This window comes from Pedobacter psychrophilus (assembly GCF_001652725.1).
Lineage (GTDB): Bacteria > Bacteroidota > Bacteroidia > Sphingobacteriales > Sphingobacteriaceae > Pseudopedobacter > Pseudopedobacter psychrophilus.
In genome coordinates this window covers 158,075-184,982 of record NZ_LWHJ01000022.1, presented here as the reverse complement: position 1 = coordinate 184,982, position 26,908 = coordinate 158,075, and the positions used below count along the sequence as shown (strand labels likewise).

Genomic DNA, 26,908 nt, shown 5'->3' with positions numbered 1-26,908 from the left:
TTAGTTTTTTACTGGTCAGCAAATTATTCAATAAAGAATCATTGGCTAAATTTATAATATTACAATTGGCTTATTCAAAAATAAGTAGATTTTCATTGGTAAAATTCCTGATTATTCTCTAAATAATATGGTATCTTAGCAAGACATGAGTCAACCTATATTCCAACATATTTATTTACCGGATAAAGAAACTTATAATATACTTAAAGTGGAACGCCCCTATTTCATAGTTCCATGGCATATGCACCTCGAAATTGAAATCATGTCTATTGTTAAAGGACAGGGCACTCGATTTGTTGGAGACAGCGTAGAAAGCTATAAGGAGGGTGATTTAGTAATTGTGGGGTCTAACTTGCCGCATTGTTGGAAAAGCGGACCATCGCATTATGTAGAAGAGACAAAATACCATACTAAAGCGCATGTAATCCTCTTCAATGAGAGCAGTTTTGGAAACGGTTTTTTTAGTTTATCCGAACTCAAAGGTATCAGAGAATTATTTGACAGAGCTTGCCGGGGTGTTTACATCACTGGGAAAACAAGTAAACACATAGCAGATAAAATTGAAAAAGCATACCTCAAAAAACGAGTTGAGCGTTTTATAGCTTTTATCGACATTCTTAATGATATGGCAAATTCAACAGAATACCGTTTGCTGGTAAGCATTGGTTACAGCACAAGCTTAATTGAAAGTGATATGTTGCGATTAAACAAAGTATTTGATTATTTAATAATTAATTTTAGTAAGCAAATACGTCTTGATGAAGTTGCGTCACTTGCATGTATGTCATCTACTGCGTTTTGTAGATATTTTAAATCCCACACCAATAAATCAGTAATGCAGTTTCTGAATGAATTAAGAGTAGGCCATGCTAAAAAATTATTGATAGAAAGTAATGAAAACATTGGAAATATACATTTTGGATGTGGATTTGTAAATGCCTCTAATTTTTACGAACAGTTTAGAAAAATAACATCTTTTTCGCCTTTAGAGTTTAGAAAAAGGCATCAAGCAAAAAAGATGTTCTTATCATAGAAATAATTAATTTTATACTTTCCTAATTCGTCATCATTAAAAATGACTTAAATCTTAACTATCTTATCATCAATAAAGACAATAGAATTTATTTGGATGAGTGTTTTAATTGACCCACAAATCATCAAATAAAAACAAAGATTATTTTCTTCATTTATTAATCTCTATTAAAACTATATCAGTTACCATGTTTCAAATCTTAAATCAAGTTCTGGAGCTTGTCTCAAAATTAAAGTATCCATTACAGAATAATTTTTTGCCGCATTGGTGTACTTATAATTAAGGTAAAAAGATTTAGCGATAGGGTCGTAAGTTCCTGAACCAGAAACTGAATTAGCATTACACAATTATAATCTAAAATAAATCTCGATTTCTATTAAAGAATAATAGATTATAGCAAATTTAATTTACCAGATAGTTCAAGAAAAGATAAAGTTGGTAACTGTATATAACATTCAGATTTGATGTATATAAGGTAGGAATAGAATAGGTTTTATTACTTCTATATTAAAAAAGATTGTCTCCAAATAATTGATCCAAATTTGAAAAACTAATTAAAATTCTTCATTTATAAAACTCCAGTAATTGTGTTCAACATTTACTGGAGTTTTAACAGAGTTTTATTTGGAGATAACCTTTAATTTGATTACCAAAAATTCAATTTTTTTGAATTTCCAAATTTGGGAGATATATAATATGCTAAATTAATTTCATTTCCTCCACGGTAAGAATTACCTACTTTACCCGATGAAATTTCTCTATTGTATCCTAAAACAAATTGCTTTAATCTTAATCCAGCGTTAACAGTATAAGCAACATCATTTCTATAGCCCGCACCTACCCAAAATGTGTTAAGAAATACGCTTTTTAGCTGAACTTCGGCAGTGCCCTTAAGGTTGTTATCATAACGATAAATTCCATTAGCAATCAATCCGATATTACCAGAAAATGGCATTCTATAGCCTGCGTTAAAAGTATGTTGTAGAACATAATTATCTTTAAAATAAATATTTTCAGAATCCCCACCCTTTACTAAATCAGCTAAAGAATAGCCTACATAGAAGTCGTCAGAAGTTACGGCAACACCTAAATTTAAACCATATTTATTTAAGCCTTGCGCATTCATAATTGAACTGTATGCCGGATCATTAGGATCACCTAAAATTAACTTACTTTGATCAAATTTAGTGTTGTTGTAAGTTGCCGCAACACCAGCTCTAAACATTAATTTTTCAGAAATTTTTATTCCCGCTCCATAAGATAGGTTAACATAGTTAGTAGTTAATGCGCCATAAGTGTCATACAAAATTGCAGCTCCAAAAGCATGGTTTGTACCTTCAGTTTTCTCATCATTAAGATTATACTCTCCAGAAAGAAATAAAGTTCTTGGGGAATCCTCAAAACTAGTCCATTGGTCTCTATAAAAATTCTTAACCACTGTACCATTACTACCAGTTAAAGAAGGATTAAAATATTGTTGATACTGTGAAAAATTAGCTATATCCTGTCTGCTTTGGGCAAAGGATATAGTCATTATACTAAGCAACAGGATGTTTAAAATAAAATATCTTTTCATAATTGTATTATTTAATAACTGTAACTACCCCTTTTTTTGTCAAGATTAAAGAAGGAACATTAATGATATAGAAATAAGAACCTGCTATAATTTCACCGTTTTTATTCTTACCATCCCATCCCACTAAAGGGTCATTAGATTGAAACAAAAGCTGACCCGCTTTATCATAAACTTGTACATCTACTTCTTGATAATAGCTTAATTCAGGATTCACCCAAGTATCATTTTTTCCATCCCCATTTGGAGAAAAAGCATTTAAAAGTTTAATGTCATCTCTGACAGTAACACTGCTAGGAACAGTAATGAACTGTGGATTAATTGTGCCATTAATAGGAATCAAAGTTCCTGTTGCGGCGTAGGTTCCTAAAGTATATTGATTATAAACTGTAGTTGGCGCCCAATTAATTCCTACAATATCAGTCGTTTGGTCATCATAAGTCACCTGAACAGTTTGAGGAAGCTTTGCTCTATCAAAAGTAGTTTTTAAAGGCACTGTAACACTAGCTACAGAACCAGCACTTACTATTTTTTTCACCTTTACTACTGGCTCCTCGGTTAATAGTATATCATCAATATCTAAAGTTGCCGTGAAATTTGGATTGTTTGATAGTTTGAAGTTTTTTAGATTGATAGCCGGTGTTGTGGCAGGTTCTTCATCAATAGCTAAAGTTTTAGTACTCGCATCTATTACCCACACATCTGCCGCATCGTTTTCTACAGTAGAGATTGCTCCATTAGGATCAGTGTAGCCTACAGGCAAACCACTGTTGTTTATATACCAAACAATAGTTTTTTTCCCTGTAAATGGTTTACTTGATTTAGACCCTGTACCTATGGTAAACTCGCCGGCATTTACGGTAGGATTTATGTAAATATTAGAATGTGTACTGCCATCACCTGGTTTAGCTGGCGCACCAGATACTTCCCCAATAGTAAATTGGAAACCACTTGGAACATCCGCATTGTTATTTGTTATGGTAATTTCCATTGAAACTTTAAGAAAAGATGCTCCTGTTGTTGGAGCACCTGCAAAATTTGAACTTCTTGTAAAACCTCCTCTATTTATACCAGTAGTATTAGTTTTAACAAATTGTAATTTACCATTAGTTGTATTTACAGTTGTGTTCCCCACAACTGCAATAGCATTAAATTGATTTGCAGAAGGACTTGTTGCTGCATATGTTGTGTAATTTGTTGATGAATTAAAATTCTGATCAAAGTATACAGTTTGGGCTTTTAAAGCGAAACTACTTATCAGAATAGCTATAAATAATAAAATTTGTTTCATAATCTATTTAGTTTATCGGGTAAGCTTTTAAAGCTTACCCGATTGTTAATTGATAGTATTTCTAGTTATATTTTACCAGCCTGGATTTTGTTGTCCAAATTTTGTATTTAAGACCAACTCTGTATTAGGTACCGGAAATAATAAAAACTTAGGAACAGATACATTTAAAATTGGTGCGTAAATTGCGTTTTCTCTAGAAGTATTTGGAGTATAAAGTTGTGTACTCGCATTATATCCTGTAGGTAATATTCTAGGATATTTAGTAGCATCACTCAAAACAGTTTTAAATTGATACTCGTACATAGTTTGTGATGAGTTTAACGGACTTTGCATCCTCACCAAATCAAACCATCTTACTGCTTCACCAATAAATTCCAGACCTCTCTCATCAAAGATTTTTAATCTGAAAGTTTTCTTATCTACAGCCGTTGTTAAAGTTAAATTAGCAGGAATAGTCCTGGCCTCTGGTACAGAATTTACAGTTCTTGCTCTTGCTCTAACCATGTTAAAAGCATCTAATGCTGGTTGAGTAGGGCCATTTAATTCGTTAAGAGCCTCAGCCTTTATCAAATAAATCGCAGAAAATCTTATAATAAATAAATCATTACCATGGTTTCGGGCATCTTTTCCTCCAGGATCTTGATATTTAGCCAGTAATGGATCGTTTATAGTACCATCAGTAGACGAACCTGGTACAGTAGAGCCTGGAATGTTTGGATATACAGCAAAGAATCTTCCGTTGTTTGCATTAAATCCTCTTTGAACAAATGCTTTTTCATTTCTATAATCAATATTTGGAGTAAATTTAGAAACACCATTTGAATAATCACCTTTACGATAATAATCAGCAAACCAATGTGATACCCTAAAAGTATTATTTCCATTACCTCCACTTGCACTAACACCAAAAGTGTTTGAGGCACCAAAATTTGAAGCATATTCTGATCCGGCAGCAGGTTGGGCTCTAGCTGAGGCATCGGTTTGAAATCTTACACCGAAAATCACTTCACTATAAGCACCAGTTTCTTTATTGATGTCAAATAAATCTCCAAAATTAGCTAGCAAAACATATTTTTTACTATCTATTACAGAATCGGCATATAATACAGACTGCTGATATTGCGTAATTGGTGATTGCCCAGCTAGCGACAGTTGATTGCCGTAAGTTAAATAAGCTTCTGATAAAAAAGCTTGAGCAGCACCTTTTGAAGCTCGGCCTAATTCGTCAGCACCTATGCTTGATTGTAAAGGTAGATTTTCAGAGGCTAATTTAAAGTCGCTTAAAATCTGGGTGTAAAGTTCATCTACCGTGTTTTTAGGTAAATAGAAATCGGTATCAAAGTGAATGGCTGTATTTCTAATTGGCGCACCTCCATATAGTCTAACCAGATAATAATAACTAAAGGCCCTGATAAAGTAAGCTTCACCATAAGCCCTCTTTTCAAATGCAGGAGATAAAGTAAGTTTATCTAAAACTTCAATTAAATTATTTGCGTTTGCAATGCAGGCGTATAAATTATTCCACATTGGAGCTGTATTAGCACTTGAGAAAGTACGCTGAGCATAAGGCCCTGCTTCAGAGCCAGCAGTAGAAAAGATATCATCTGCCCCAAGAATTAGCATGTTAAAACTTTGAAATTTAAACATACTTGCATCATTAAATCTGGAATACATACCTCCAATAATTGCAGTTACATCTGTTTCTGAAGTTGCCGTTGCAGGAGTTGGTGTATCTTTAATTACTTCATCAAGACTACATGAGTTAAAGGAAATTAATCCTCCAAAAAGTAATGAGAGAAAAATATATTTTAAAATTTTCATTTTATCTATCGTTAAGTGATTAAAAAGTAAGTTGGAAACCTGCTGAAAACGATCTCGCTTGAGGCAAAGTCCCTAGGTCAATTCCATTATCAATAGAACTTTGCCCAAAAGAGTTTACATTAGGATCATAACCAGAATAGTTTGTAATGGTAAACAAATTAGTACCTGTTAAAAACACTCTTAAGCTTGAAATTTTTAGACTTTGAGGCGTTTTGAAATTATATCCAAACGTTAAGTTTTGTAACCTTACAAAAGAAGCATCTTCTACCATCCAATCCGGAAAACGTTGCTGTAACCTAACCGCATCTGTTGTTAAACGAGGATATAAATTACTTGTTCCTTCTCCATACCATCTTCCTTCATAAGAATCTCGCAATGAATTATAAGTTGTATTGGCGTGATTAGAACCAACCATCCATCTGTTCAAGTTTAATAATTCTCCTCCATAGCTACCAAAAATAGTCATGCTGGCAGTTAGTTTCTTATACGAGATACTTGGATTAAAGCCAAATGTAAAATCTGGTGTTGGGTTTCCAATAATGGTTCTATCATCTCCTGAAATCTGACCGTCATTGTTAAGATCCAAATATTTGATCATACCAGGTCTAATTAAAGACCTTCCATTATCATTTGCCAAAGCCGGATCATTATCTATTTCTGCCTGATTTTGATATATTCCTCCGGTTCTGTAACCATAGAAATTAGAAATTTGCTCTCCAACAAAAGCAGCTGTTACCGGCTGTCCTAGTAAAATAGCACCTCCTGCAAAGAAAGTACGACCAAATATGGTTCCGCCTTCTCCTAAACTAACTACCTTATTATTGAAGATGGAAAAATTTGCACCTAGAGTTAAATTAAAGTTTTTACGAGTAATATAATATGAACCTTCAACATCAAGTCCCTGATTCATTATTTCGCCAACATTCGTAAAATAATTTCCATAACCAACAGAACCAGGTAATGTTAGGTTCACTAATAAATCTGTGGTTACATGTTTATAATAATCTATTGAGAAATTAAGTTTGTCCTTCATAAAACCAAGATCTACGCCGGCATTGTACTTGGTTGTACTTTCCCATCTTAAAGTAGGATTATCAAAGTCTGAAATCACATAATTTGGATTAATATTAGAACCAAAGGGATAATAATTTAAGCTATAAGAAGCCTGAGAACCCCCAACTCTTATATTGTCATTACCTGCAACACCAATACTTGCTCTAACTTTAAGCAAAGACATGAAATCTAATTTTTCTTTAAAGAAATCTTCATTAGAGACATTCCAACCTAAACCTACAGATGGATATAGATTCCACTTATTACCTGGAGATAATCTGGTAGAACCGTCATAACGAGCCGTTAGCGTTAATAAATAACGTTTGTCATAAGAATAATTTGCCCTTCCTAAAACAGACATTAATGCTCTTTCATTCAAATTATAAAATGTTCTACCAGGAAAAGCTGCACCAGCAGGATTATTATAAGTTAAAGTATTACTTGGAAAGCCTAAATTGGTAACACTGGTAGAATTGTTAAACCAACGTTGGTAGCTATATCCGGCAACAGCATTTATAGCATGTTTTTTTGCGATATTTTTCTTGTAAGTAAGTAAGTTGTCTATTACATAATTTGCATTTCTGTTATCAGCCCTAGTTGCAGATCCTCCTGGGGCAGAGTTCCCAATAAAAGTTCCGGTAGGATAGTAAACATTTCTTAATGAGTAAATTTCATTTATACCTGCCTTTAATGTGTAGGTTAAATCTTTACTGATTTTGTAGTCTGCGTTAAAATTGGATAGAACAGTTCTTATAGAAGTACGATCAATAACTTTATTAATTAATAACAAAGGTCCATTTGCTAAATCCTCATCAAAATCACCTGTTTCAGGATCATAAGGATTTTGTAAAGGATTAAAAGACAATGCTCCTAAAACAACTGTTGAACCTAAAATACCTGTCCAGTTAGATTGTAGTCCAAATTTTCTATCAGCAACGGAAAGGTATGTTCTTAATCCTACTGTTAATTTCGGACTGATTTGTCTTTCATAATTAAGCCTGACACCACCTCTCTTATAACCTGCTTTTTGAATTACACTTTGCTGGTCAGAATAGTTACCAGATAATAGATAGCTGTATTTTTGATCTTTACCAGTAATACTGATTTGATGATCCTGAGATATTGCATTTCTATAAACCTCATCTTGCCAATTGATATTTAGAGCTTTAGATATAGAATCTAAAGTGTTATCATTATAAACTGGTGCTTTACCATCGTTAACGTTAGCCTCGTTTTTCATGATCATATATTCATAAGAACTCAACATATCCAATTGCTTAGGAATCTGGCTCATATCAAATCTTGTAGAAAAAGATACCTGATCTTTTGTGCCGCTGCCACTTTTCGTAGTAATCAATACCACTCCATTTGCACCTCTAGAACCATAAATAGCGGTAGAAGAAGCATCCTTTAAAATTTCAATTGAAGCAATATCATTTGGATTGATAGATGCTAAAGGGTCAGCAGGTGGAATCTCTGCACCTCCATCTAAACCTTGTCCTGCACTTGTAGCACTAAATGCAGATTCAATAGGCTGACCGTCAACAACTATTAATGGCTGGTTACTTCCTGTAATGGAAGTCATCCCTCTGATATTAAAAGTTATTGCGCCTCCAGGTTCACCTGTATTTGTAACAATGTTTACCCCAGCAATTTTCCCTTGTAAAGCTTCTGAAATAGATACTACCTTATTTTCGTTAACATCTTTAAGTTTTACAGTACTTACAGACCCAGTCAAATCGCTTTTTGCAACAGTACCATAACCCACTACAACAACTTCTTCAAGCGCTGATGCAGAAACTTTCAAAACAACGTTTAGAATTTCTTTCCCAGCAATTGGTACCTCCTTAGTTTCATAGCCTAAGTAACTGAACACCAATACAGCATTTGGCACCACGTTAAATGAATACTGACCATCAATATTAGTTTGGGTAACTCTTTCTTGGCCTTTAACTTTAACAGAAACTCCAGGTAGTTTTTCTCCCGTTTCATCAGTTACAGTACCAGACATTGGTTTTCTTGCCTCTTGGGCATAAGAATTCTGATTTACAAATATAAATAAACCAGTAAAGATTGTGCAGACAAGCAGAGCAAGCCTTTTTTTGTTTAAAGACCAGATTAACTGGTAGGGAATTAGAAATTCCCCAAAGATTTTTTTCATAAAAGGTCCTTTAAAAATTAGTTTGAAAAAGATTTTGTTTTAGTCCGATTATTCGGATTGGTTTATTTGGTTTGGTTTTAAATAGTAATTAACGCCTGATCTTAGAATAACTAACTAATTAGCTTTCATTAAAGAACTCAGTGTTTTTACTCTAAAAAACTTAACCAAGTTTACTTATTTGTTAAATATGATATTTAATATTTTTGTAGCTTTTTTTGTAAAAATTGTCGCATATCAATTAGTATGTTTTATCGTAACACTATTCATAACTTTCTAAAAAACAATTGGGTATCTGAAATTTATTTTACTAGTCTTTTATTGCTTGTTATCTTAATTGAAGTTAATCTCTCTTCATAAAGAGTACTCCTTCCTTCAAAATATTATTATTAATTTTTTTCAAAACCTTCAAAAATGTTCACATGACCTAATAAAATTTGAAATGATTATTATTATCAATTCATATTTAATATTCAGTACAATAATTGAAAAATGATTACTCGTTTACAATAGAAATAGATTTCTTAAAAAACTTTTAATGTTAATTTAACAACCATTATTTTTCTAGACAAAAATGCTAGGATTAGCTACCAGAGTGATAAGTTCCATAACTTAACATTCCATATATTATTTTCGAAAATTTAAAAAAAAATTAAATGAAGAAGCTGCTATTCCCCATTCTAATGCTCCTATTTATCCAGCTATTTGCACAAAAACAACCTGATTTATCATCATCACCACCGATGGGTTGGAATAGTTGGAACTATTTTGGGAAAAACAGCATCGATGAAAAATTGATTAGAGAAGTAATTGATGCTATGGCTACTCAAAAATTAAATGAGTTGGGATATAATTATATCGTAGTTGATGGAGGTTGGAGAGACAGCACTTTAGGACCAAATGGCGAATTATTAGTCAATAATAAATTTCCATCTGGAATGAAAGCCTTGGCAAACTATGCGCATTCTAAAGGTTTTAAATTTGGACTTCATACTGTACCAGGTTCTCATGATTGCGGATGTGACCCCGTTGGAGGTTGGGGAAATGAAAAAGTCCAAGTACAACAATTTGTGGATTGGGGATTGGATTTTGTAAAATTAGACAGATGCCGTTTCTCCTTAGATCCTCATCCTGAAGGGCATCCGAGAAAAGATCCAATTTGGTACTCCGGATGGGATAAACAAGGTGAAAATATTCAAAAAGCTTATGCATTATGGAGTAAATTATTACAAGAGGCCAATAGAGATATGATTTTAAGTGCCAGCGCATACCGTTATTATGATTGGTATCCAACGTTAACAAATATGGGACGTACTACCGGTGATATCGCAACCGCTCAAACTTCGGGAGCCAGCTTTGATAATGGAAAGAAAAATAGCGTTATGGCCATTTCAGTATTAAATAACGAGTCGAGATTATTAGCGGGAAATGGTTATTGGAATGATCCTGATATGTTAGTGGTAGGAGAAAAAAGTTTGACCAATGCTGAACAAAGATCTCACTTCGCTCTTTGGTGCATTATGAGCTCTCCATTATTCTTGGGAAATGACCCTAGAAATATGACTAAAGAGGAAATTGACATCATCACCAATAAAACAGCAATTCAAATTAATCAGGACGATACAGAACAAGGAAGAAGAATTATAATGGATGATGATACTGAAGTCTGGCTAAAAAGACTTAAAGATGGTAAGTACGGAGCTTTACTATTGAATCGGGATAAAAAGCAATCCCATATGATAAAATTAACCTCATTAATGTTAGATGGTCATCGATCATTCCAAGTTAGGGACGTTTATGATGGGAAAAAACTTGAAAAAATGAATGATGGTTATGAACAAAATATTGAACCAGGAAGCGGCTTGTTTTTAATTCTTGAACCTTAGTAATAAAAAGAATATCAAAGAGATGAAAATTATGGTTTTCATCTCTTTGATATTATTAATAAATATTGTTTACTTAGACGGATACTTTTGAAGATTGGTTGTTGGTCCATTAACTATCAGATTTCCACTATCATCAAAGTGCATTCTATCAATAAAAACTACCCTTTGGTGTCCTGATTCCTTTGTTCTACCATGATAAACGCACAACATTTCTTTTCCATCAGGAGACCATGTTATGCTATTATGACCTGTGCCGGTAACATCTCCCTTTTTTTGTAAAATTGGGTTATTGACAGATTTTGTAAAAGGCCCCAATGGATTTTTAGAAGTAGCATAACCAACCGCATAATTTTCACCATCAAAATTATTAGCAGAATAGGTCATATAATAAGTTGCGTTATTTTTTAGAAGTGTAGAACCTTCTGTCCATCTTCTATTTGCTTCATGAGAAGTGACTGACCTGCTTTCCCATTCTGTTTCTTTATTTTGTTTAACAGGTGGTTTTAGTAATAATACAGGTTCTCCTATTATACCGCTAAAATCTTTTTTTAACTCTACTCCATAAACCCAGCTTTCTTCTATTTCTTTATACCAACCTTTTTCTTTTGCCCAAGTTGCAACTTCACTTTCTACCGGGTGCTTGTAGCAACATCTAGAATAATATAAGTAAACTTTATTATTTTCGAAAAACACGTTTCCATCAATAATTGGGTAATCTGGATTAAAAATAGGTTTTCCAGAAACATCTATAAATGGACCAGTAGGACTTTTAGAAACCGCTACACCAATCTTAAAATTCTCCAATTCATTGGTTGGGTTTTCTTTCCATTGTGCACTATAAAACAAATAAAAATTATTATCCTTTTCATACACTTCCGGAGCCCAAAAAGCGCTTATTCCCCAAGCTTTTTCTTGTTTATTGGTGTAAATTACACCTTCATCTTTCCAGTTTACTAAATCTGTTGATGAATAACATTTGAAACCATTTTTTACACCGCCTGTACCATACATATAGTATTTTCCTTGAGCAGTTTTTAACACGTAAGGATCTCCCAATTTTACATCAATTGGGTTTTTAAATTCTTGAGCCATACATCCTAAGCTCAATGAAAGCATCAATACACCTATTAAATTATAAACTATCTTCATTTTTTTGTTTTTACGATTTCCCATTGATCTGTTCTAAATGGTGATGCAGGTAAACCTGCTGAATTATATAAATTTCCTATAAAAAAATCTTGAAATCCATAACGCACAGCAACTGGTTTTTTTACTTCATCACTTTCAATAATCAATTGATTTTTAGAAACTATTTTTGCTTTGGCAGGATAAAATTTTTGATCCTCTCCAGCTATCTCGAAATTTGACGAAGACGATGGATTCATTTCTAATCCATTAGCAACATTTACAAATTTGATAACTGCTTTATCATCATTCATCTTTACTTTTTTAACTTCTGGACCAAGCCAAACCACATTTTTTTGGTGATAATCATTAGCTAACGCTATCTTCAATAAACGTTCAGCAACTTTTGTCTTATCCGGCGGATGGATGGATTTATTAGAGCCAATATCTGCAGTGACAGCCATCCCCGTATTTTTTATAAGGTGAGAAGCTTTCAGTTGAGATTCTCGAAGATAAGGAGATGACATGTACGGATCTGATGAATATAACCAAGGGGCAATCTGAACAAAATAAAATGGCAATTTCTCGTTATTCCAATCACTTCTCCAACCGTTAATCATTGCCTCCATGAGGTATGGATATTCCTTATAGTAATTTTTATGGTCATTTTCTCCTTGATACCACAGAAATCCTTTGATGCTATATGGTGCTAAAGGAGCAATCATTCCGTTATATAAAACAGATGGATTTGAGGGAACCTCTCCTTTGTTTTTCGCTGACATATCAGGAAATTTTTGCAGCTCATTGCTACTCATCCAAGCTCTTATGGGAGTGCCGCCCCAAGCAGATTGAATAATTCCAACAGTAACGTTTAATTTTTTACTTAGCATACTTGCAAATTGATAGCCTAAAGCACTAAAATCTTTGGCATTTGCAGGATTGCTTTGAACCCACATTCCCTTAACATCTTTTTGTGGTTCGTTTGATATGGTTCTTTCGGCTTTAAAAAATTTAATTTGTGGGTTGGTAGAGTTTGCAATCAATGAATCGCTGTTTAAAATAGGTTGATTTGGTTTGCCAGAAAGTGCCATCTCCATGTTTGATTGTCCTGAGCACAACCATACCTCTCCTATCATCACATCTTTTAAAATAATATTTTGATTACCAGATTTAAAAGTTAGCGTATATGGGCCACCAGCAATTGGAGTTTTTAAATTAAAAGTCCATTTATTATCTGTTGCTATTTCAGAAGTATATTTTTTATTATCCCAACTAGTTGTTAATTCTACCTGTTGGTTATCATCAGACCATCCCCATAATTGTGTTTTTGCTTTTTGTTGCAAAACCATTTGGTCTCCAATGATAGATGGCAAATGAATTTGTGCTTTTAAATAAAATCCACTCGATAAAAAAATGAACAAAAAAATTATTCTTTTCATATTATTTCAATTTGAGATGATTAAATCGCTTTCAATTCTTCGAAATGGAAAATTGATATAACGATACAGTATGATATTTTTTATCAGGATTTAATACTGTTGAAGGAAATGATGGTTGGTTTGGAGAATCAGGGAAATGTTGGGTCTCTATAGCAAAACCAGAACGATAGGTATCTCTAGAACCATTTTTCAAAGCATCTTTGCCTTTTAAATAATTTCCACTATAAAATTGCAATCCGGGTTCATCTGTGTAAATATCTAACTGAATACTAGATTTATCTCCAACAACAGTGGCTGCATGTATTTTACTATTTACTTTTTTACCATTCAGCACAAAATTATGGTCATATCCTTTCCCATACTTTAACTGCTCATTTTCTATATTTATTTTAGAACCTACGGAAATTGGTTTTGTGAAATCAAATGGGGTGCCTTTCACATTTGCTAATTCTCCAGTTGGAATTAACGCACTATTAACCGGCGTATATTTATCGGCATAAATAGTAAGTTGATGATTAATTATTTCGCCAGAGCCTTCACCGTTTAAATTGAAATAAGAATGATTAGTTAGATTTACGATGGTTGGTTTATCAGTTGTTGCATCATACTCTAATTTAAGAGCTCCTTTATCCGTAATAGAAAAAGTCACTTTAGTCTTTAAATTTCCTGGGAAACCCTCTTCACCATCTTTAGCGAAATAAGTAAGAATTAATTTAGTAGAATCAGGCTGTTGCACATCCCATACCTTATTGTGAAATCCATTTTTGCCACCATGTAAAGTGTTGCCTCCGCTATTGATATTCAACTGAAAGTGCTCTCCATTTAAATCAAACTGTCCTTTTGCAATTCTATTTCCAAACCTACCAATGGTAGGTCCAAAAAATGGTTGATTTGCCTGAAGATAATCTTTAACAGTTGCAAGCCCTAAAACAACATCAGTAAGAATACCGTTTTTATCTGGCACCCAAAGACTAACCATTCTAGCTCCATAGTTTGTGAAAGTAGCCTTGATTAATCCATTTTTAATGGTATAAATATCAATTTTCTTCCCTTGTAAAGTATCTAAATCCCCATAATTAATTACATTTTTAGGGTTAGAAACTTCAGTATTAAATTTATGGTAGTTAAGATTACAAAATCCATTGAGTGCAGCAAAACTTAAAACTGCCATGCAGATTAATGGTCGAAATCCTTTTGAACTCATCATGTTACTTCTTATTGTTTAATTGCTTAATCAATTGGATTTCGTCTAATCTATAAGGCGTACCATCTCTCTTAAAAACATCATGAAACCATTCAATTGGCTGTTCTCCATTAGGATATGGGGAATCCCAAGCATAAATGGTATTGGTTTTACCATCAACTAAACCCCAGCTAATTGCACCAACGTTTTCTTTTTTAAGTAAAGGCATAATATTGGCAAATCGGCTATTAAGTGTTCTTGCCATATATTCTGTGCAAATTAATGGTCTGTTATGTGTTTTTAGCAAAGAAATTACTCTTTTATGCCAATCTGGTTCTTCATAATCATGATAGGTGATGATATCTGAATTTATAATCTGGAATGCATTCAACTTTTCAAAATCCCATCTCCAAATTCCGCTAGTAATTGGCTGGGTAGGATTTGACTCCCTAGCCCATTTAAATACATTGCTCAGTAAAGGGAATGAGGTTTCTAATTTTTTAGAATTTCCTGGTTCATTATATAGATCCCACATCAAAACCCTTTTATCTTTACCAAAAGTTTTTAAAACGTCTTTGACATATTTTTCCAACTCTGGATATATGGTTGCGTCTTTATATCCTTCATTAGGAGGGTCTTGTATCCATCCAGAATTATGGATACCAATTTTAGGTATGGGCTGTTTACCTATCTCAGCTTTGTCATTCCAGCAATCATCAAAAAATACAAAAATGGTTTGGATGTGATGTTTCTCTGCAATAGTTAAATATTGATCAACTCTTTTTTTGAAACCCGCAGGGTCTTGTTTCCAAGCTAAACTATATAAAAATACCCTCATGGTGTTAAATCCAATTCCTTCTGCCCATCCTAATTCTCTATCAATTGTTGTAGGATCAAAGGTGTCTGCTTGCCACATTTCTAACTGATTAATGGCAGAACTAGGAATAAAGTTGGCACCACTCATCCAAGGATGTTCAGCATACCATGAATTGGCTTTTTCTACCGACCATTTGCCAGGAAGCTCTTGTGCTTTTAAAGAAAGTGCAGTCATTAAAAAAAGGACTACAATTAAATAATAGGTTTTTTTCATATTTTCTATATTTCTCCCGAAGGTTTTTTAATTTTTGTTCCGGCTGGTAATGGATTGCCAAAAATTGGATTTCCAGCTTTATCCCAATAAAATTGTTGTAATCTTAAATCTCTTTTCCAACCTGGTGTTTTATCAATTTTACTATGATAAAATATCCACCATTCCTTATCGTCTGGAGATTTGGTAAAGCTAGCATGCCCTACCCCATAAACTTCTGGGTTACCCATAAAAACAGGACCTGATTTTATCCAACTTTCTGCCTTCATTGGATCTGCATTAGTTTTTAACCTTAACTGACCTAAGCGATATTGTGGTGTCCAAGATTCTCTGGCAGAATAAATGATAAAAACATCTTTACTATGAATAAGCAACTGCGGGCCTTCATTTAGATTTAAAGGTCCGCCAATTTCCCAACCTTCACTTGGTTCTGATATTTTTACCCTTTCTGAGCTAATTAGAGTTGGGCTATTCATCTTAGCAATGTATAAATATTGCTTCGTCTTATCTGATTTTTGGTTGTTTTCCCAACCAGACCAAATTGCATAAAGTTGTCCTCTTATATCAGAAACAGTTAAATCTATAGCCCAATAGGTCCCACTAAAATCATTTTCATCTGTTCCTGTTTTTAGCATTCCCTTATCAACGTATTCACCTTGCGCATCATCGCTAACAGATTCTAACACTCCACTTCTTTGAAAAGCATAAGGAGGCCCAGATTTTCCCGCTGCATAATAAATATACCAGTGATTCCCAATATGATGAAGTTCAGGCGCCCAAACATTGGTGCTGTTCCATTGATTTTTTGGTGCTTTCCAAACCTCTTCTCTCTTGCCCATTTTAATTAAGGAGCTAGATTTTTTTATGGTAATTACATTTTCTCCAGCTTTATTCAATCCGCTTTGACAGACATAATAAAACCCATTATCTTTTATAACCCATGGATCTGCCCCTTTCCCAATCGGATTAGTGAAATAGTTGGAGGAATCAATAGCGATTGATGAGTTATCATTTTGATAACTAAAGCTTGTTGAAAGATTAGCTATACTGAAAAACATCAGTAAAGCAAAAAATGTAATCTTAAAATTTTTCATCTATTCAAATATCACCAAGATTTTAAATCTTCTTTTCATCAATATTTTGCTTTCACCTCTTTTCTCCAATCTTCTAATTCTATGGCGAGCTGTTTAACCTTATCGGGATATTGAGCCGCAAGGTTGTTTTTCTCTCCAATATCATCTTTAAGATTATAAAGCTCATTGGTATGATCATCAAAAAATTCAATCAATTTCCAATCTCCATCTCTAATACTCCCTGCAGATCTGCCACCGAGAAAGTGAGGATTGTCTAAAGGATAGTGCCAGTAAAATTTTCTCTCAGGAAGTTTTGCTGAAGTATTTTGCAATTTTTTGGTGATGTCTATTCCGTCTAATTTTTGTTGATTTGGTTTAGCTCCAATTAAATTCATAAAAGTTGGATAGAAATCCATATTTACAGCAGTTTGATCTACAATACCTGGTTTAAATATTTTAGGTGCCCAAACAATACAGGGTTCAGTAACACCACCTTCATAAAGCATACTTTTTCCGCCTTTTAATGGAAGGTTATTGGTGATGGTTAATTCACCACCGTTATCACTTGTAAAAACAACTATGGTATTTTCATCCAGACCTAATTCTTTTAGCCTAGCCATGATCATACCTACACCTTGATCTACTACAAACAGTTGCGCTGCTAAATGCGGATTATTTCCTTTCGATTTTGAATCTGCTGGCCATCTTTTATAAGGATCGTTTTCCTCATTTCCTTTAGTTGGTGGAGAGGTCCCTGCCCCTGCTTTGTTTCTAAAATGATCCACCAGTTCAGGTTTACCATGAACGGTGGTATGTATTGCGTAATGACTTAAATAAAGAAAGAAAGGTTTGTCTTGATTTCTATCAATAAATTCTAATGCTTCCTCATTTTGTCTATCAGTTATGTATTCATGGTCTCCAGTGAGTTTTTTCTTAATCTCTTTATTAAATTGATAAGGATGAAAATACCAACCTTCCGCAATCCCTCTGTTCTCGCTTACCATAACTTCATCAAAACCGTGTTGATCTGGGAGAGTTTCTTCTGCCGCACCTGCTTTGGTATATCCTGAAAGATGCCACTTACCTACGATACCCGTATGGTAACCATTTTGTTGAAACATTTCTGCCATGGTGGTATGTGATAAAGCCAAATGATCTGGCGCATCCGGACGAAGATAGTCTGTAATACCCACTCTTGCTGGATATTGACCAGTCATTAAACCAGCCCTATACGGTGAACAAACAGGTGCTGGTGCGTAAAAATGATTGAACTTTACACCTTGCCCAGCCAGCTTATCTATATTTGGAGTTTCGTTAAATTTATTGCCATAACAACCTAAATCAGCATAACCTAAATCATCAGCTAAAATATAGATGATGTTATATTTTTTTTCTGACTTTTCTGCTTTTGTAGAATTATCAACCTTTAATGGAGAGCATCCACCAATAATCAATAACATTAAGCAAAAGCCTAACTTTTCAAATAACTTCATAATTGGTTTAATAAGTAGTTATAGTTTGAAAAACTAATTGTTTTTCAATTTAATCATTAGAAATTATATAAGCCAAAATCAAATTGAGAATCAGCTTCAGAATTTTTCAATTCAAATCCTAAAACGTTTTTTCCTTCTTTTAACAAATTTTGATAATCGCTTATGTTAAATTCATCGTAATGTCTTTTGGTTAAAATCTTATTATTATAGATTTCTGTACCATTTAAGTAAATCTTTAAATCTCCTTGGGCTAAAAGTTTCATAGCCATTTTTTCTGGCTTACCCTTTATTATAAAACTATTTACCGCCCACAAATCTTCTCCTTTCTTTACACTATAAGGCCCTTCATGAGATTTAAAATGAGCATCAAACGGATTATGCAAATTCCAGCCATCAGCAGGTTTCAATTGACTTATTAAAAGAGTTGAGTTTTTTATTTCAGAATCATTGATTACAAAATTGGCTTTTTTAACTGTTTCAAATAACGGCTGAGACAATTGATACATTTCTTCATTTGTGATTTTTTGAAATTTTCTATCATAGGTAATCAATCCGTTAACTTCTCCTTCCACATCAGAAGTTTGAGTGTAAATAGCAGCAGAAAGTCCTCGTGATAATAATGGATATAGATTATTTATTACTTTGCTAAACTCATTATGAAAAGTGCTCTTATCAAAATAAGTTCTATAACCCCAATTTCTTTTATCTTCGTTCCATAAATGTCCTTTAACTGGCCATCCCAAACCTCCAAATTCTCCTAAAACAACAGCCCTGCCTTTGTTTTGAATAGTTGGCTCCATAGATGGACCAGGATATTGATGGGCGTCAAACATATTTCCAACACCTCTATCGGTCCAACCGCTTGTGGCATCCACCAATCTATCTTTATCATATTTTTGAGTCCAGTCGGTAACTTCTTTTGTTTGAAATTGTCCCCATCCTTCATTAAAAGGCACCCAAACTACAATTGATGGGAAAAATCTTAGGTTATCCATGATAGATTTCCATTCCGCTTTAAAATCTTTTGCTGAAGCTTCTGGACGATCCCAATCTTTTTCAGCATCAAACTTTACATGTTGCTGAGGATCGTTTATAGATATAAATCCGGTTGGCATATCTTGCCATAACAGCATACCCATCGTATCCGCATGATAATAATAACGAGCTGGCTCAAGTTTAATATGCTTTCTAATCATATTAAAACCCATGCTTTTCAGCATTTCCATATCATATTTCATCGCTTTATCACTTGGGGGAGTTAGTAAACTTTCAGGCCACCATCCTTGATCTAAAGTTCCCCATTGAAAGTATGGTTTGTTATTGAGTTCTATTCTCGTAAATCCATTCTTATCTTCTCCTAAAGAGATTTTTCTCATCGCAAAATAAGAATCAAATTGATCTAATTTTTTTTCATTTCTTGAGATGATCATCTTCACTTGATATAAGTTAGGTTGCTCTGGAGACCATAATTTTATATCATTTAACTCTGCCTTTAAATTTGGCAGGTAATTAGTTTTAATTTTTTTTATCTGCTTCCCGTGATATGATATTTCTATCTCTGCTTGTTCATCACCTTTAGAATTATTTAAATTAGAATTAAATGAAATGATACCATTATCTATATCTGCAACAGGATTTAAGACAGAAATACTTGTTGTATTAACAGGTTCCATCCAAACTGTTTGCCAAATACCAGATACTGCTGTATACCAAAACCCTCTTGGATTTAATGTTTGCTTGCCCCTTGGTTGTATATCACTATCCGTAGGATCAAAAACTTTTAAAGCTATTTTTTGGACGCCAGTTGTATTTAAAAAAGTGGTAATATCATAGGAAAATGGATCAGAACCACCAGTATGTTGTCCAACGTGTTTTCCATTCACATACAAGTCAGATTGCCAATCAACCGCCCCAAAATGAAGTATGATATTTTTCCCTTTCCAATCTGCAGGAACATTTATTTCTTTATTATACCAAAGTTCTTGTTTGGGGCTCAAACTTTTTTGAACACCAGATAAACTAGACTCTATACAGTAGGGAACCAATATCTTACCTTGAAAGCTTGCAGGTTTTGCAGTTCCTTTATTAACCACTGCATAATCCCACAATCCGTTTAAATTTTTCCATTCTTCCCTAACAAGTTGTGGCCTTGGATATTCTTGCCATGCATTGCTTTCATTAATTGAGGAAGCCCAAGGAGTAGATATAGAAACAGGTTTCTGTTGATATTGAGCATCAACGGAAAAAAACAAAGTGCAAAGCGAACTCGTAATAAATAACTTCTTAAAATTAAAATACATCTGATCTATAATTAGTCTCAAATAAATCTTGAGGCCAAGATTTATGAAAACAATATTAATACAACGGCATTTTAATCGTTGTCAATTTTGTAGCCGATATTAATAAAATTGTGTTTAAAAAGATTTAATGGGTAAAAAAGCTAGAAATCTAACATTTAATAATAATTTCTTATCAGTTTTATAAATGATTATTATTTTCCATAAAATAAATTCGCCCGTTCCAAGTCAGGTCTTAGTTTGTTATTTTCCCATTTCACTGGCACAATTGCTGGTCGGCAGGTCACAGGAAATTTAGCGCCCATAATTCCTCTCGGGTTAAAAAATGTAGTAGACCACCATTCATTTTTATCATCCTGAAATAAATTGTTATGACCTCCTTGTAAAATTGCTGGGTACCTTTTACCATAAGGGCCATAAATATGATCCGATTCTGCAACAATTACGTCATAACTATATACATTGTTTTCATCTTTGGGCCTAAGGTAAGTGTAGCCACCTCCAGGTTTTGGTACTGACCATACTGTTTGAAGAAGCTGATATTTATTATGATGTTTTACAATAAAAACACCTTCAATATAAGGCTCGGGTTGGTAAGGGGTTTCTTCAATTCGTTTAAATGGCTCTTCAATATCACTTAAATCATCTTTCATTTTGGCTATGAAATGATTATGACCTATCAAATAAACTTCACCATCTGTATCTTCAAATATGCCAAGGTCAATTTGATTGAATATTGGCTTATCCTTGCATCCTTCTATATTTCTATATGGACCTTCTGGTTTACCAGAAATACTTTCTAAAACAAAAGAGCCATTTCCATTATTCATGCAGGCTGCTATTAGCCATTTCTTTTTACTTTTTATATAATGAAGTTCTGGTGCCCACAGAGCCCTTTTAATTTCGTCTTTGGCATCATTTTTTAAAGCATTTGATGCCAAAGGTTTACCTCTTTTTTGCCAATCTGCACCATCATCAATAAATGACCAAACCTCACCCATTGCAATCCAATTTTTCAAATCAGTAGATTTCCATAATCTCACTCCAGTATTGTAATCTTTGGAATTTGCTTTATCCTTATTAGTTTCATCCATATTAACAGTACCCGTCATGTAATAATAACCGTCAGGTGCTCTCATGATATAAGTATCACGCATCCAAACATCTAAGATTGGCTTAACAACTTGGGGAACAGTTAATGTAGTATCATCAATAGGAGCATTGGGATCACTAAAACTATCATTAATGGCTTGTGCATAGCTTCTATAGCTGATAGAAGTTATTATCAAAGTAATTATGCAAACATAAATCCAAGCAGATATTTTAATCATGTTATTATCTTAATTAAACCACTATTTAATATTTATGAAAACCGATGGAGCGTATTGAAAGTTACTAATAATATAAATTTTCTAAAATTATTCTGAACAAAATGTTCAACGTTTAGAAAATAGGTTTTATAAGCCTATAATTTAAATTTAAGAAAGTCCTCCAATAGAATATATATCATGTGTTGTGTTTTTCTCTATTAATACACTTTTATAATTATCAAATACTTGCTGATGATAAATTATTAAACAATAATAGTTTAAGATACTTTATAATATCATTTATTCAATTAAATTAATTATCTCAATTTAATCTCCTTCTTCCTTTTTTGATTTTGCCTGTTTCCCAAATTCAACATCCATAGCAGCACCTGAATCTCCTTGTTCTTTCATCCAAGCAGCAAGCTTGATCTTAAAATCCTTTATTTTTGCCTGATACTTTGAATCATCGGCCAGATTATTCAATTCATAAGGATCTTTTTTCATATCATAAAACTGCACAGCTGGTCTCTTGATTATTCTATTTGTTAGCACTTGTGCCTCAGGCGATGTTTTTGCCTTTTCAGTCCAGCTAGCCCAGACAATTCCATTGGGATTCATTACATATTTTAAGAAATAATCATCTTTTGAATTCAAGTTAAGTATCATTTTAAAATCATTATCTCTTATACTTCTCATAGGATATGCTTTCCCTTCAGGAATGTTATTATATATCCCATATGCGTAATCTCTATGAGTTTTATTCTCTTGCTTAATCACTTTTAAAAAGCTATTTCCGTCTAAAGAATCTATTACTTTTCCACCTGCAATGTCTATTAAAGTTGGAGTAATATCCTCGTACTGAACAATTGCATTACTGGTAGTCATTGGTTTTACGGTTCCCGGCCATCTCACAATCATAGAACTTTTTTGACCATAATTCCAACTATTCCATTTACCTCCAGGAAATTGCGGTCCTTGCTCACCTAAAAATATAACTACAGTGTTTTTATCTTTACCTGTCTCTTTTAACAGTTTTGTAATATCACCAACTTGATCATCCAACCTTCTAACTTCTGCCAAATATTTGCAAAATTCTACCCTAGATTCTTTTGTGTCGACCCAGTTTGGTGGTAAAACTAATTTTTCAGGATTAAATTTTGAAGGATCTCCGACCGTCCATGGTGCATGTGGATTTATGCTCATTACAAAGAGACAGAATGGTTTATCATCCTTTGTGATGTAATTTTTAATACTATCTAAAAAATAATCATCTGTTTTTGAAACGCAATTTTCTTCAAATCCTTTGATGATATCAAAAGGGAATGTAGACTTTGGTTTGGTACTATGGTCTTTACCGGTTAACCCTACTTTATAACCCAAATTATTTAAATACTGATTAACGCTACTTTTAAAATAAGGATAAACACTTTTATGATTTTGATAAGAACCATGCCTCGCAGGATAAACACCTGTAAACAAAGAAGCCCTGGTAGGGATACATATCGCCTCAGAACAATAAATATCATTAAATAGCATCCCTTCTTTTGCTAACGCATCAATATTAGTAGTCTGTAGATTCTTACCACCATAACAACTTAATTGCCTCGTATCCAAATCATCTGCCATTACAATGACCACGTTTGGACGAGTTTGTTGTGCCAATGATAAGATTGGAGATAGCATTATTAAAATGCCGAAAAACTTTTTTAGATGGTTGATAATCATAGTTATTTATTATAATATCTCTGAAATCCTGAACCCAGTAAATATTAAGGTTTACTTTTTAACAATTTAAAATTATTTCAAGGTTAAATTAAACCTTGAAATAATTTTTTTTACTTTGAAACAGAAAACTCATAAAGAGAAACCGTATGATATTTCTCGCCCGGTTTCAAAAGAGTTGATGGGAAAGAAGGTTGATTTGGAGAATCTGGAAAATGTTGTGTCTCCATTGCAAAAGCTGTCCTAAAATCATCCTTCGAGCCATTTTTAAACGTATTTTTACCGCCCATAAAATTACCACTGTAAAACTGCAGTCCAGGTTCCTCAGTAAAAATATCCATCTGAATTCCAGATTTATCCCCAACTACCGAAGCAGCATGAAACATCCCATTTTCTTTTGCCCCTGTTAGCACAAAATTATGGTCATATCCTTTTCCATTTTTCAGCTGTTCGTTCTCTGTCTCAATCCTTGCGCCTATCGTTTCTGGTTTGGTGAAATCAAATGGGGTATTAGTAACAGTTACCAATTGTCCAGAAGGTATCAATGTGCTATCCACTGGATTATATTTATCAGCATAAATAGTAACATTATGATTTAAAATAGTTCCAGAACCCTCTCCATTAAGATTGAAGAATGCATGATTGGTTAAGTTTACGATGGTTGTTTTATCAGTCGTTGCCTCATATTCCATTTTCACACTTCCATCATCTGTGATAGAATAAGTTACTTTGTTCATCAAGTTTCCAGGAAAACCTTGTTCACCATCTTTTGATACGTAGGTAAAGACAAGACTGGTGGAGTCTGGTTGTTCAACATCCCAAACTACAGCCTGATAACCCTCTTTACCACCATGTAAAGTATTTGGGCCATTGTTTACGCTCAATTGGTATTCATTTCCATCGATGCTGAATTTCCCTTTTGCTATCCTATTGCCGTACCTTCCGATAGTCGCACCAAAATAAGGTTCTGAAGAATTCACATAATCTTTTACGCTTCCAAAACCAACTACAACATCCGTTGGTGCTCCATTTTTATCCGGTACTAAAAGGCTAACCAACCTTGCCCCATAATTTGTGAAGTAGGCAGTGACCGCTCCCTTCTTTATCATGTACAATTGTGTTTCCTTACCGTTGATGCTATCGACAAAATTTTCCTTTTTCAAGTTCCCGCTCAGATTTTTCGACTCGTCCTCATTTTTTGAGGTTTGCTGGTTACAGGCTACACTTGCCATTATTAAGCAAGCAATAGCTGATGAAAAAATGGGTCTGATTAGTTTTAAGTTCATGATGTTTTTTTCGTTTTAATTCTTATTTAATTGATTTTTATTTATCTAATGATTTTATGCTAATCAAATTTTGTAGGTTGCTCATCATCAGGAATTATGCCCTTTTCTCATGCACCTTTTTAACAGACTCAACATCAGCATTTTTTATACCTATTTCTTAAGCTGAAACTTGCCATCTGTCTATCATTTGTTCTGACTTATCTGCTTATAATCAGCTAAATTTTTGGTCTCCCTTTATTTTGGAATATATCCTAAAGCTCCCAATCGCCACCCTTTAAGACGCCTATCTTTTGTATCCATACTTATTTTATTGACCATTATTTTTAAAATTTAAAACAACCAATCCTACTACATAATTATTCATCATTATTTACTTTCTTCCGTTTTAATTTTTCTCCATTTATATTAGATAATGGAGTACTCGGCCCACTGTAGGCTAAAGATGTTTTGGTGGCATCATCCATTTTTAAGCTATGAGTTCCTTTTCTTAAACCAATTACTCCATAGCGTTCATCTTGTTCATTAGCTTTCAATTCTGTTTTTACAACCTCTCTATTATCAACTTTTAATTGCCCTTTTCCATTAATATAGAAAGTGTAGTAACCGTCAACAGGAACTTTAATGTAGTTAGCATCTGCTAATTTTAATGGTTTTTGCATCACAGTATCTATCACCACCTTAAAACCGGTTTCGTTTTTTGGCATGTGCTCAAAAGCCAACAGCTCAGTTTTAATTCCATTATCTCCAGTTTTCTCCATCCAGAGTTTCAATTGCTTTTTTAAATCGGATTTTACTGTTTGAAGTTTGCTATCGTTAATTAAGTTAAATTGATTATATGGATCTTTTTCATCATCAAATAACTCCTCCTTTGGTCTGTATATGTATTTATCAACTAAGGCTTTTGTTTTTGGATTTTTCTGAGCATCTTTTATCCACTCTCTAAAAAAAGCACTGTTATCTACAGCGTTATGAAATTGTACATCTGGTGTTAGGTTGATGATATAACGATATTTACCATTGCTTACCGAGCGAATTGGAAAATAGTCTGAACCTCCAATAACGCCTCTAGTGGTCATTTGACCGTAACTGTATTTCTTATGTTCTGTTGTTTTACCTGTAAGTACCGGAACAATACTTTTACCATCTAAACTATCAATCGCCTTGCCTCCGGCTATATCAATAAAAGTTGGAGTAATATCTGAATATTCTACCAAAGCATTTGAAACAGTATTTGGTTTAACTTTCCCTGGCCAACGGACAATTAATGCAGATTTTAGCCCTACATTATAACAAGTCCATTTAGCAAATGGAAAAGAATTTCCTTGTTCACTTGCAAAAACAAAAATCGTATTATCAGAAAGACGATATTTTTCTAAAAGGTCTAAAGCTTGTTTTACCTGTCTGTCCATATAATTAATTTCAGTTAAGTAAGCTTTAAAATCAGAACGTGTTCTTGGTAAATCAGCATAAAATGGAGGAAGTGTTAATTTATTTTTATCGAGTAATGTTGTATCACCTTGGTTCCAGGGTGAATGAGGCTGATTAGACATTACAAAAAGACAAAATGGTTGTTTTTGAGTTGAAGCCTCTTTTAAGAAAATATCAACATTATTAAAATTAGGATCAAGGTCTTTTCCTTTCGCTTTACCTAAATATTCTAGCGGGAAATTTTCTGAAGGGCCATAATGTTGTTTACCGCTTAATGCTACCCTATATCCCAATGGTTTTAAATATTGAGCTATGCTATTTACATTTCTATTTACATTGGTATGGTTTGGATATGCTCCAGATCTGAAAGGCGATAAACCCGTTAATATGTTTTGCCTTGTGGGAGAACACATTGGAGATGATTGATAGCATTTTGTAAACATCATCCCTTGTTTTGCTAAACCATCAATTGTTGGTGTAATGGCATCTTTACTTCCATAAGCACCTAAATCCCATGAGCTACAATCATCGGCCATCATATAAACAATGTTAGGCTTTTGTTGAGCTGAAAGTTTTAGTGTAATCGCACCTAAAACTAAAATTAACTTGATTATTTTATTTGTCTTCATTTTTAATTTTCTTATTTATTT

General features: G+C 33.5%; 18 protein-coding genes. 2 read left to right on the top strand and 16 right to left on the bottom strand.

From position 1 onward, the window contains the following. Window positions 1-145: 145 nt before the first annotated feature. On the top strand, window positions 146-1,033 hold the full coding sequence (locus A5893_RS05605) for an AraC family transcriptional regulator (protein ID WP_068821575.1): 888 nt from the start codon (window positions 146-148) through the stop codon (window positions 1,031-1,033). Between the two features lie 182 nt (window positions 1,034-1,215). On the opposite strand, the gene A5893_RS17660 is transcribed toward A5893_RS05605, so the two are convergent. The 5 genes from A5893_RS17660 to A5893_RS05585 all read right to left on the bottom strand — a co-directional run bounded on the left by A5893_RS17660 (window position 1,216) and on the right by A5893_RS05585 (window position 8,932). Next, on the bottom strand, window positions 1,216-1,380 hold the full coding sequence (locus A5893_RS17660) for a hypothetical protein (protein WP_157687479.1): 165 nt from the start codon (window positions 1,378-1,380) through the stop codon (window positions 1,216-1,218). 299 nt (window positions 1,381-1,679) lie between these two features. Then, on the bottom strand, window positions 1,680-2,609 hold the full coding sequence (locus A5893_RS05600; RefSeq protein ID WP_082911350.1) for a PorP/SprF family type IX secretion system membrane protein: 930 nt from the start codon (window positions 2,607-2,609) through the stop codon (window positions 1,680-1,682). A 7-nt stretch (window positions 2,610-2,616) separates the two neighbouring features. Continuing rightward, complete coding sequence (locus A5893_RS05595; protein WP_068821573.1) at window positions 2,617-3,897, bottom strand: T9SS type B sorting domain-containing protein; 1,281 nt, start codon at window positions 3,895-3,897, stop codon at window positions 2,617-2,619. Between the two features lie 72 nt (window positions 3,898-3,969). Continuing rightward, window positions 3,970-5,718: a RagB/SusD family nutrient uptake outer membrane protein gene (locus A5893_RS05590; RefSeq protein ID WP_068821572.1), complete on the bottom strand. Its 1,749-nt coding sequence runs from the start codon at window positions 5,716-5,718 to the stop codon at window positions 3,970-3,972. Between the two features lie 19 nt (window positions 5,719-5,737). After that, the gene (locus A5893_RS05585) at window positions 5,738-8,932 is read right to left on the bottom strand and encodes a SusC/RagA family TonB-linked outer membrane protein (RefSeq protein WP_068821571.1); all 3,195 of its coding nucleotides are present in this window, start codon (window positions 8,930-8,932) and stop codon (window positions 5,738-5,740) included. Window positions 8,933-9,585: 653 nt separating this feature from the next. Here A5893_RS05585 and A5893_RS05580 point away from each other — a divergent pair. Then, complete coding sequence (locus A5893_RS05580) at window positions 9,586-10,815, top strand: glycoside hydrolase family 27 protein (protein ID WP_082911349.1); 1,230 nt, start codon at window positions 9,586-9,588, stop codon at window positions 10,813-10,815. Between the two features lie 69 nt (window positions 10,816-10,884). Here the strand turns inward: A5893_RS05580 and A5893_RS05575 are convergent, their stop codons facing one another. From A5893_RS05575 to A5893_RS05525, 11 genes are all read right to left on the bottom strand, one after another. Further along, entirely contained in the window at window positions 10,885-11,964 is a 1,080-nt protein-coding gene (locus tag A5893_RS05575) for a glycoside hydrolase family 43 protein (RefSeq protein WP_082911374.1), read from the bottom strand. After that, window positions 11,961-13,379, bottom strand: a complete 1,419-nt coding sequence (locus A5893_RS05570; RefSeq protein ID WP_068821568.1) for a sialate O-acetylesterase — start codon at window positions 13,377-13,379, stop codon at window positions 11,961-11,963. The genes A5893_RS05575 and A5893_RS05570 overlap by 4 nt, the downstream gene beginning before the upstream one ends. A 31-nt stretch (window positions 13,380-13,410) precedes the next feature. Further along, window positions 13,411-14,550, bottom strand: coding sequence for an aldose epimerase family protein (locus tag A5893_RS05565; protein WP_232456811.1), 1,140 nt, complete (start codon window positions 14,548-14,550; stop codon window positions 13,411-13,413). Window positions 14,551-14,587: 37 nt separating this feature from the next. Beyond that, complete coding sequence (locus tag A5893_RS05560) at window positions 14,588-15,652, bottom strand: cellulase family glycosylhydrolase (protein ID WP_068821566.1); 1,065 nt, start codon at window positions 15,650-15,652, stop codon at window positions 14,588-14,590. Window positions 15,653-15,657: 5 nt separating this feature from the next. Then, window positions 15,658-16,743, bottom strand: coding sequence for a glycoside hydrolase family 43 protein (locus tag A5893_RS05555; protein ID WP_068821565.1), 1,086 nt, complete (start codon window positions 16,741-16,743; stop codon window positions 15,658-15,660). Window positions 16,744-16,781: 38 nt separating this feature from the next. Next, window positions 16,782-18,215, bottom strand: a complete 1,434-nt coding sequence (locus tag A5893_RS05550; RefSeq protein WP_068821564.1) for a sulfatase — start codon at window positions 18,213-18,215, stop codon at window positions 16,782-16,784. A gap of 56 nt (window positions 18,216-18,271) precedes the next feature. Further along, window positions 18,272-20,467 carry a glycoside hydrolase family 2 protein gene (locus tag A5893_RS05545; protein WP_232456810.1) on the bottom strand — a complete coding sequence of 732 codons (2,196 nt, stop codon included), beginning with the start codon at window positions 20,465-20,467 and terminating at the stop codon, window positions 18,272-18,274. A 239-nt stretch (window positions 20,468-20,706) separates the two neighbouring features. Next, complete coding sequence (locus A5893_RS05540; protein WP_068821562.1) at window positions 20,707-21,843, bottom strand: family 43 glycosylhydrolase; 1,137 nt, start codon at window positions 21,841-21,843, stop codon at window positions 20,707-20,709. Between the two features lie 306 nt (window positions 21,844-22,149). Beyond that, window positions 22,150-23,505, bottom strand: coding sequence for a sulfatase family protein (locus tag A5893_RS05535; protein WP_232456809.1), 1,356 nt, complete (start codon window positions 23,503-23,505; stop codon window positions 22,150-22,152). A 152-nt stretch (window positions 23,506-23,657) separates the two neighbouring features. Next, complete coding sequence (locus A5893_RS05530; RefSeq protein ID WP_094336705.1) at window positions 23,658-24,830, bottom strand: aldose epimerase family protein; 1,173 nt, start codon at window positions 24,828-24,830, stop codon at window positions 23,658-23,660. 356 nt (window positions 24,831-25,186) lie between these two features. Further along, window positions 25,187-26,887 (bottom strand): sulfatase family protein, encoded by a 1,701-nt coding sequence (locus A5893_RS05525; RefSeq protein ID WP_082911348.1) that lies wholly within the window; start codon window positions 26,885-26,887, stop codon window positions 25,187-25,189. Window positions 26,888-26,908 lie beyond the last annotated feature (21 nt).

Bases quoted from the DNA above. Each gene is read 5' to 3' on its own strand.
- A5893_RS05550 (WP_068821564.1), bottom strand. From the start codon at position 18,215: ATGAAGTTATTTGAAAAGTTAGGCTTTTGCTTAATGTTATTGATTATT.
- A5893_RS05560 (WP_068821566.1), bottom strand. From the start codon at position 15,652: ATGAAAAAAACCTATTATTTAATTGTAGTCCTTTTTTTAATGACTGCA.
- A5893_RS05535 (WP_232456809.1), bottom strand. From the start codon at position 23,505: ATGCTATCTCCAATCTTATCATTGGCACAACAAACTCGTCCAAACGTG.
- A5893_RS05530 (WP_094336705.1), bottom strand. From the start codon at position 24,830: ATGAACTTAAAACTAATCAGACCCATTTTTTCATCAGCTATTGCTTGC.
- A5893_RS05595 (WP_068821573.1), bottom strand. From the start codon at position 3,897: ATGAAACAAATTTTATTATTTATAGCTATTCTGATAAGTAGTTTCGCT.
- A5893_RS05585 (WP_068821571.1), bottom strand. From the start codon at position 8,932: ATGAAAAAAATCTTTGGGGAATTTCTAATTCCCTACCAGTTAATCTGG.
- A5893_RS05605 (WP_068821575.1), top strand. From the start codon at position 146: ATGAGTCAACCTATATTCCAACATATTTATTTACCGGATAAAGAAACT.
- A5893_RS05525 (WP_082911348.1), bottom strand. From the start codon at position 26,887: ATGAAGACAAATAAAATAATCAAGTTAATTTTAGTTTTAGGTGCGATT.
- A5893_RS05540 (WP_068821562.1), bottom strand. From the start codon at position 21,843: ATGATTAAAATATCTGCTTGGATTTATGTTTGCATAATTACTTTGATA.
- A5893_RS05570 (WP_068821568.1), bottom strand. From the start codon at position 13,379: ATGAAAAGAATAATTTTTTTGTTCATTTTTTTATCGAGTGGATTTTAT.
- A5893_RS05565 (WP_232456811.1), bottom strand. From the start codon at position 14,550: ATGGCAGTTTTAAGTTTTGCTGCACTCAATGGATTTTGTAATCTTAAC.
- A5893_RS05590 (WP_068821572.1), bottom strand. From the start codon at position 5,718: ATGAAAATTTTAAAATATATTTTTCTCTCATTACTTTTTGGAGGATTA.
- A5893_RS05555 (WP_068821565.1), bottom strand. From the start codon at position 16,743: ATGAAAAATTTTAAGATTACATTTTTTGCTTTACTGATGTTTTTCAGT.
- A5893_RS05575 (WP_082911374.1), bottom strand. From the start codon at position 11,964: ATGAAGATAGTTTATAATTTAATAGGTGTATTGATGCTTTCATTGAGC.
- A5893_RS05580 (WP_082911349.1), top strand. From the start codon at position 9,586: ATGAAGAAGCTGCTATTCCCCATTCTAATGCTCCTATTTATCCAGCTA.
- A5893_RS05600 (WP_082911350.1), bottom strand. From the start codon at position 2,609: ATGAAAAGATATTTTATTTTAAACATCCTGTTGCTTAGTATAATGACT.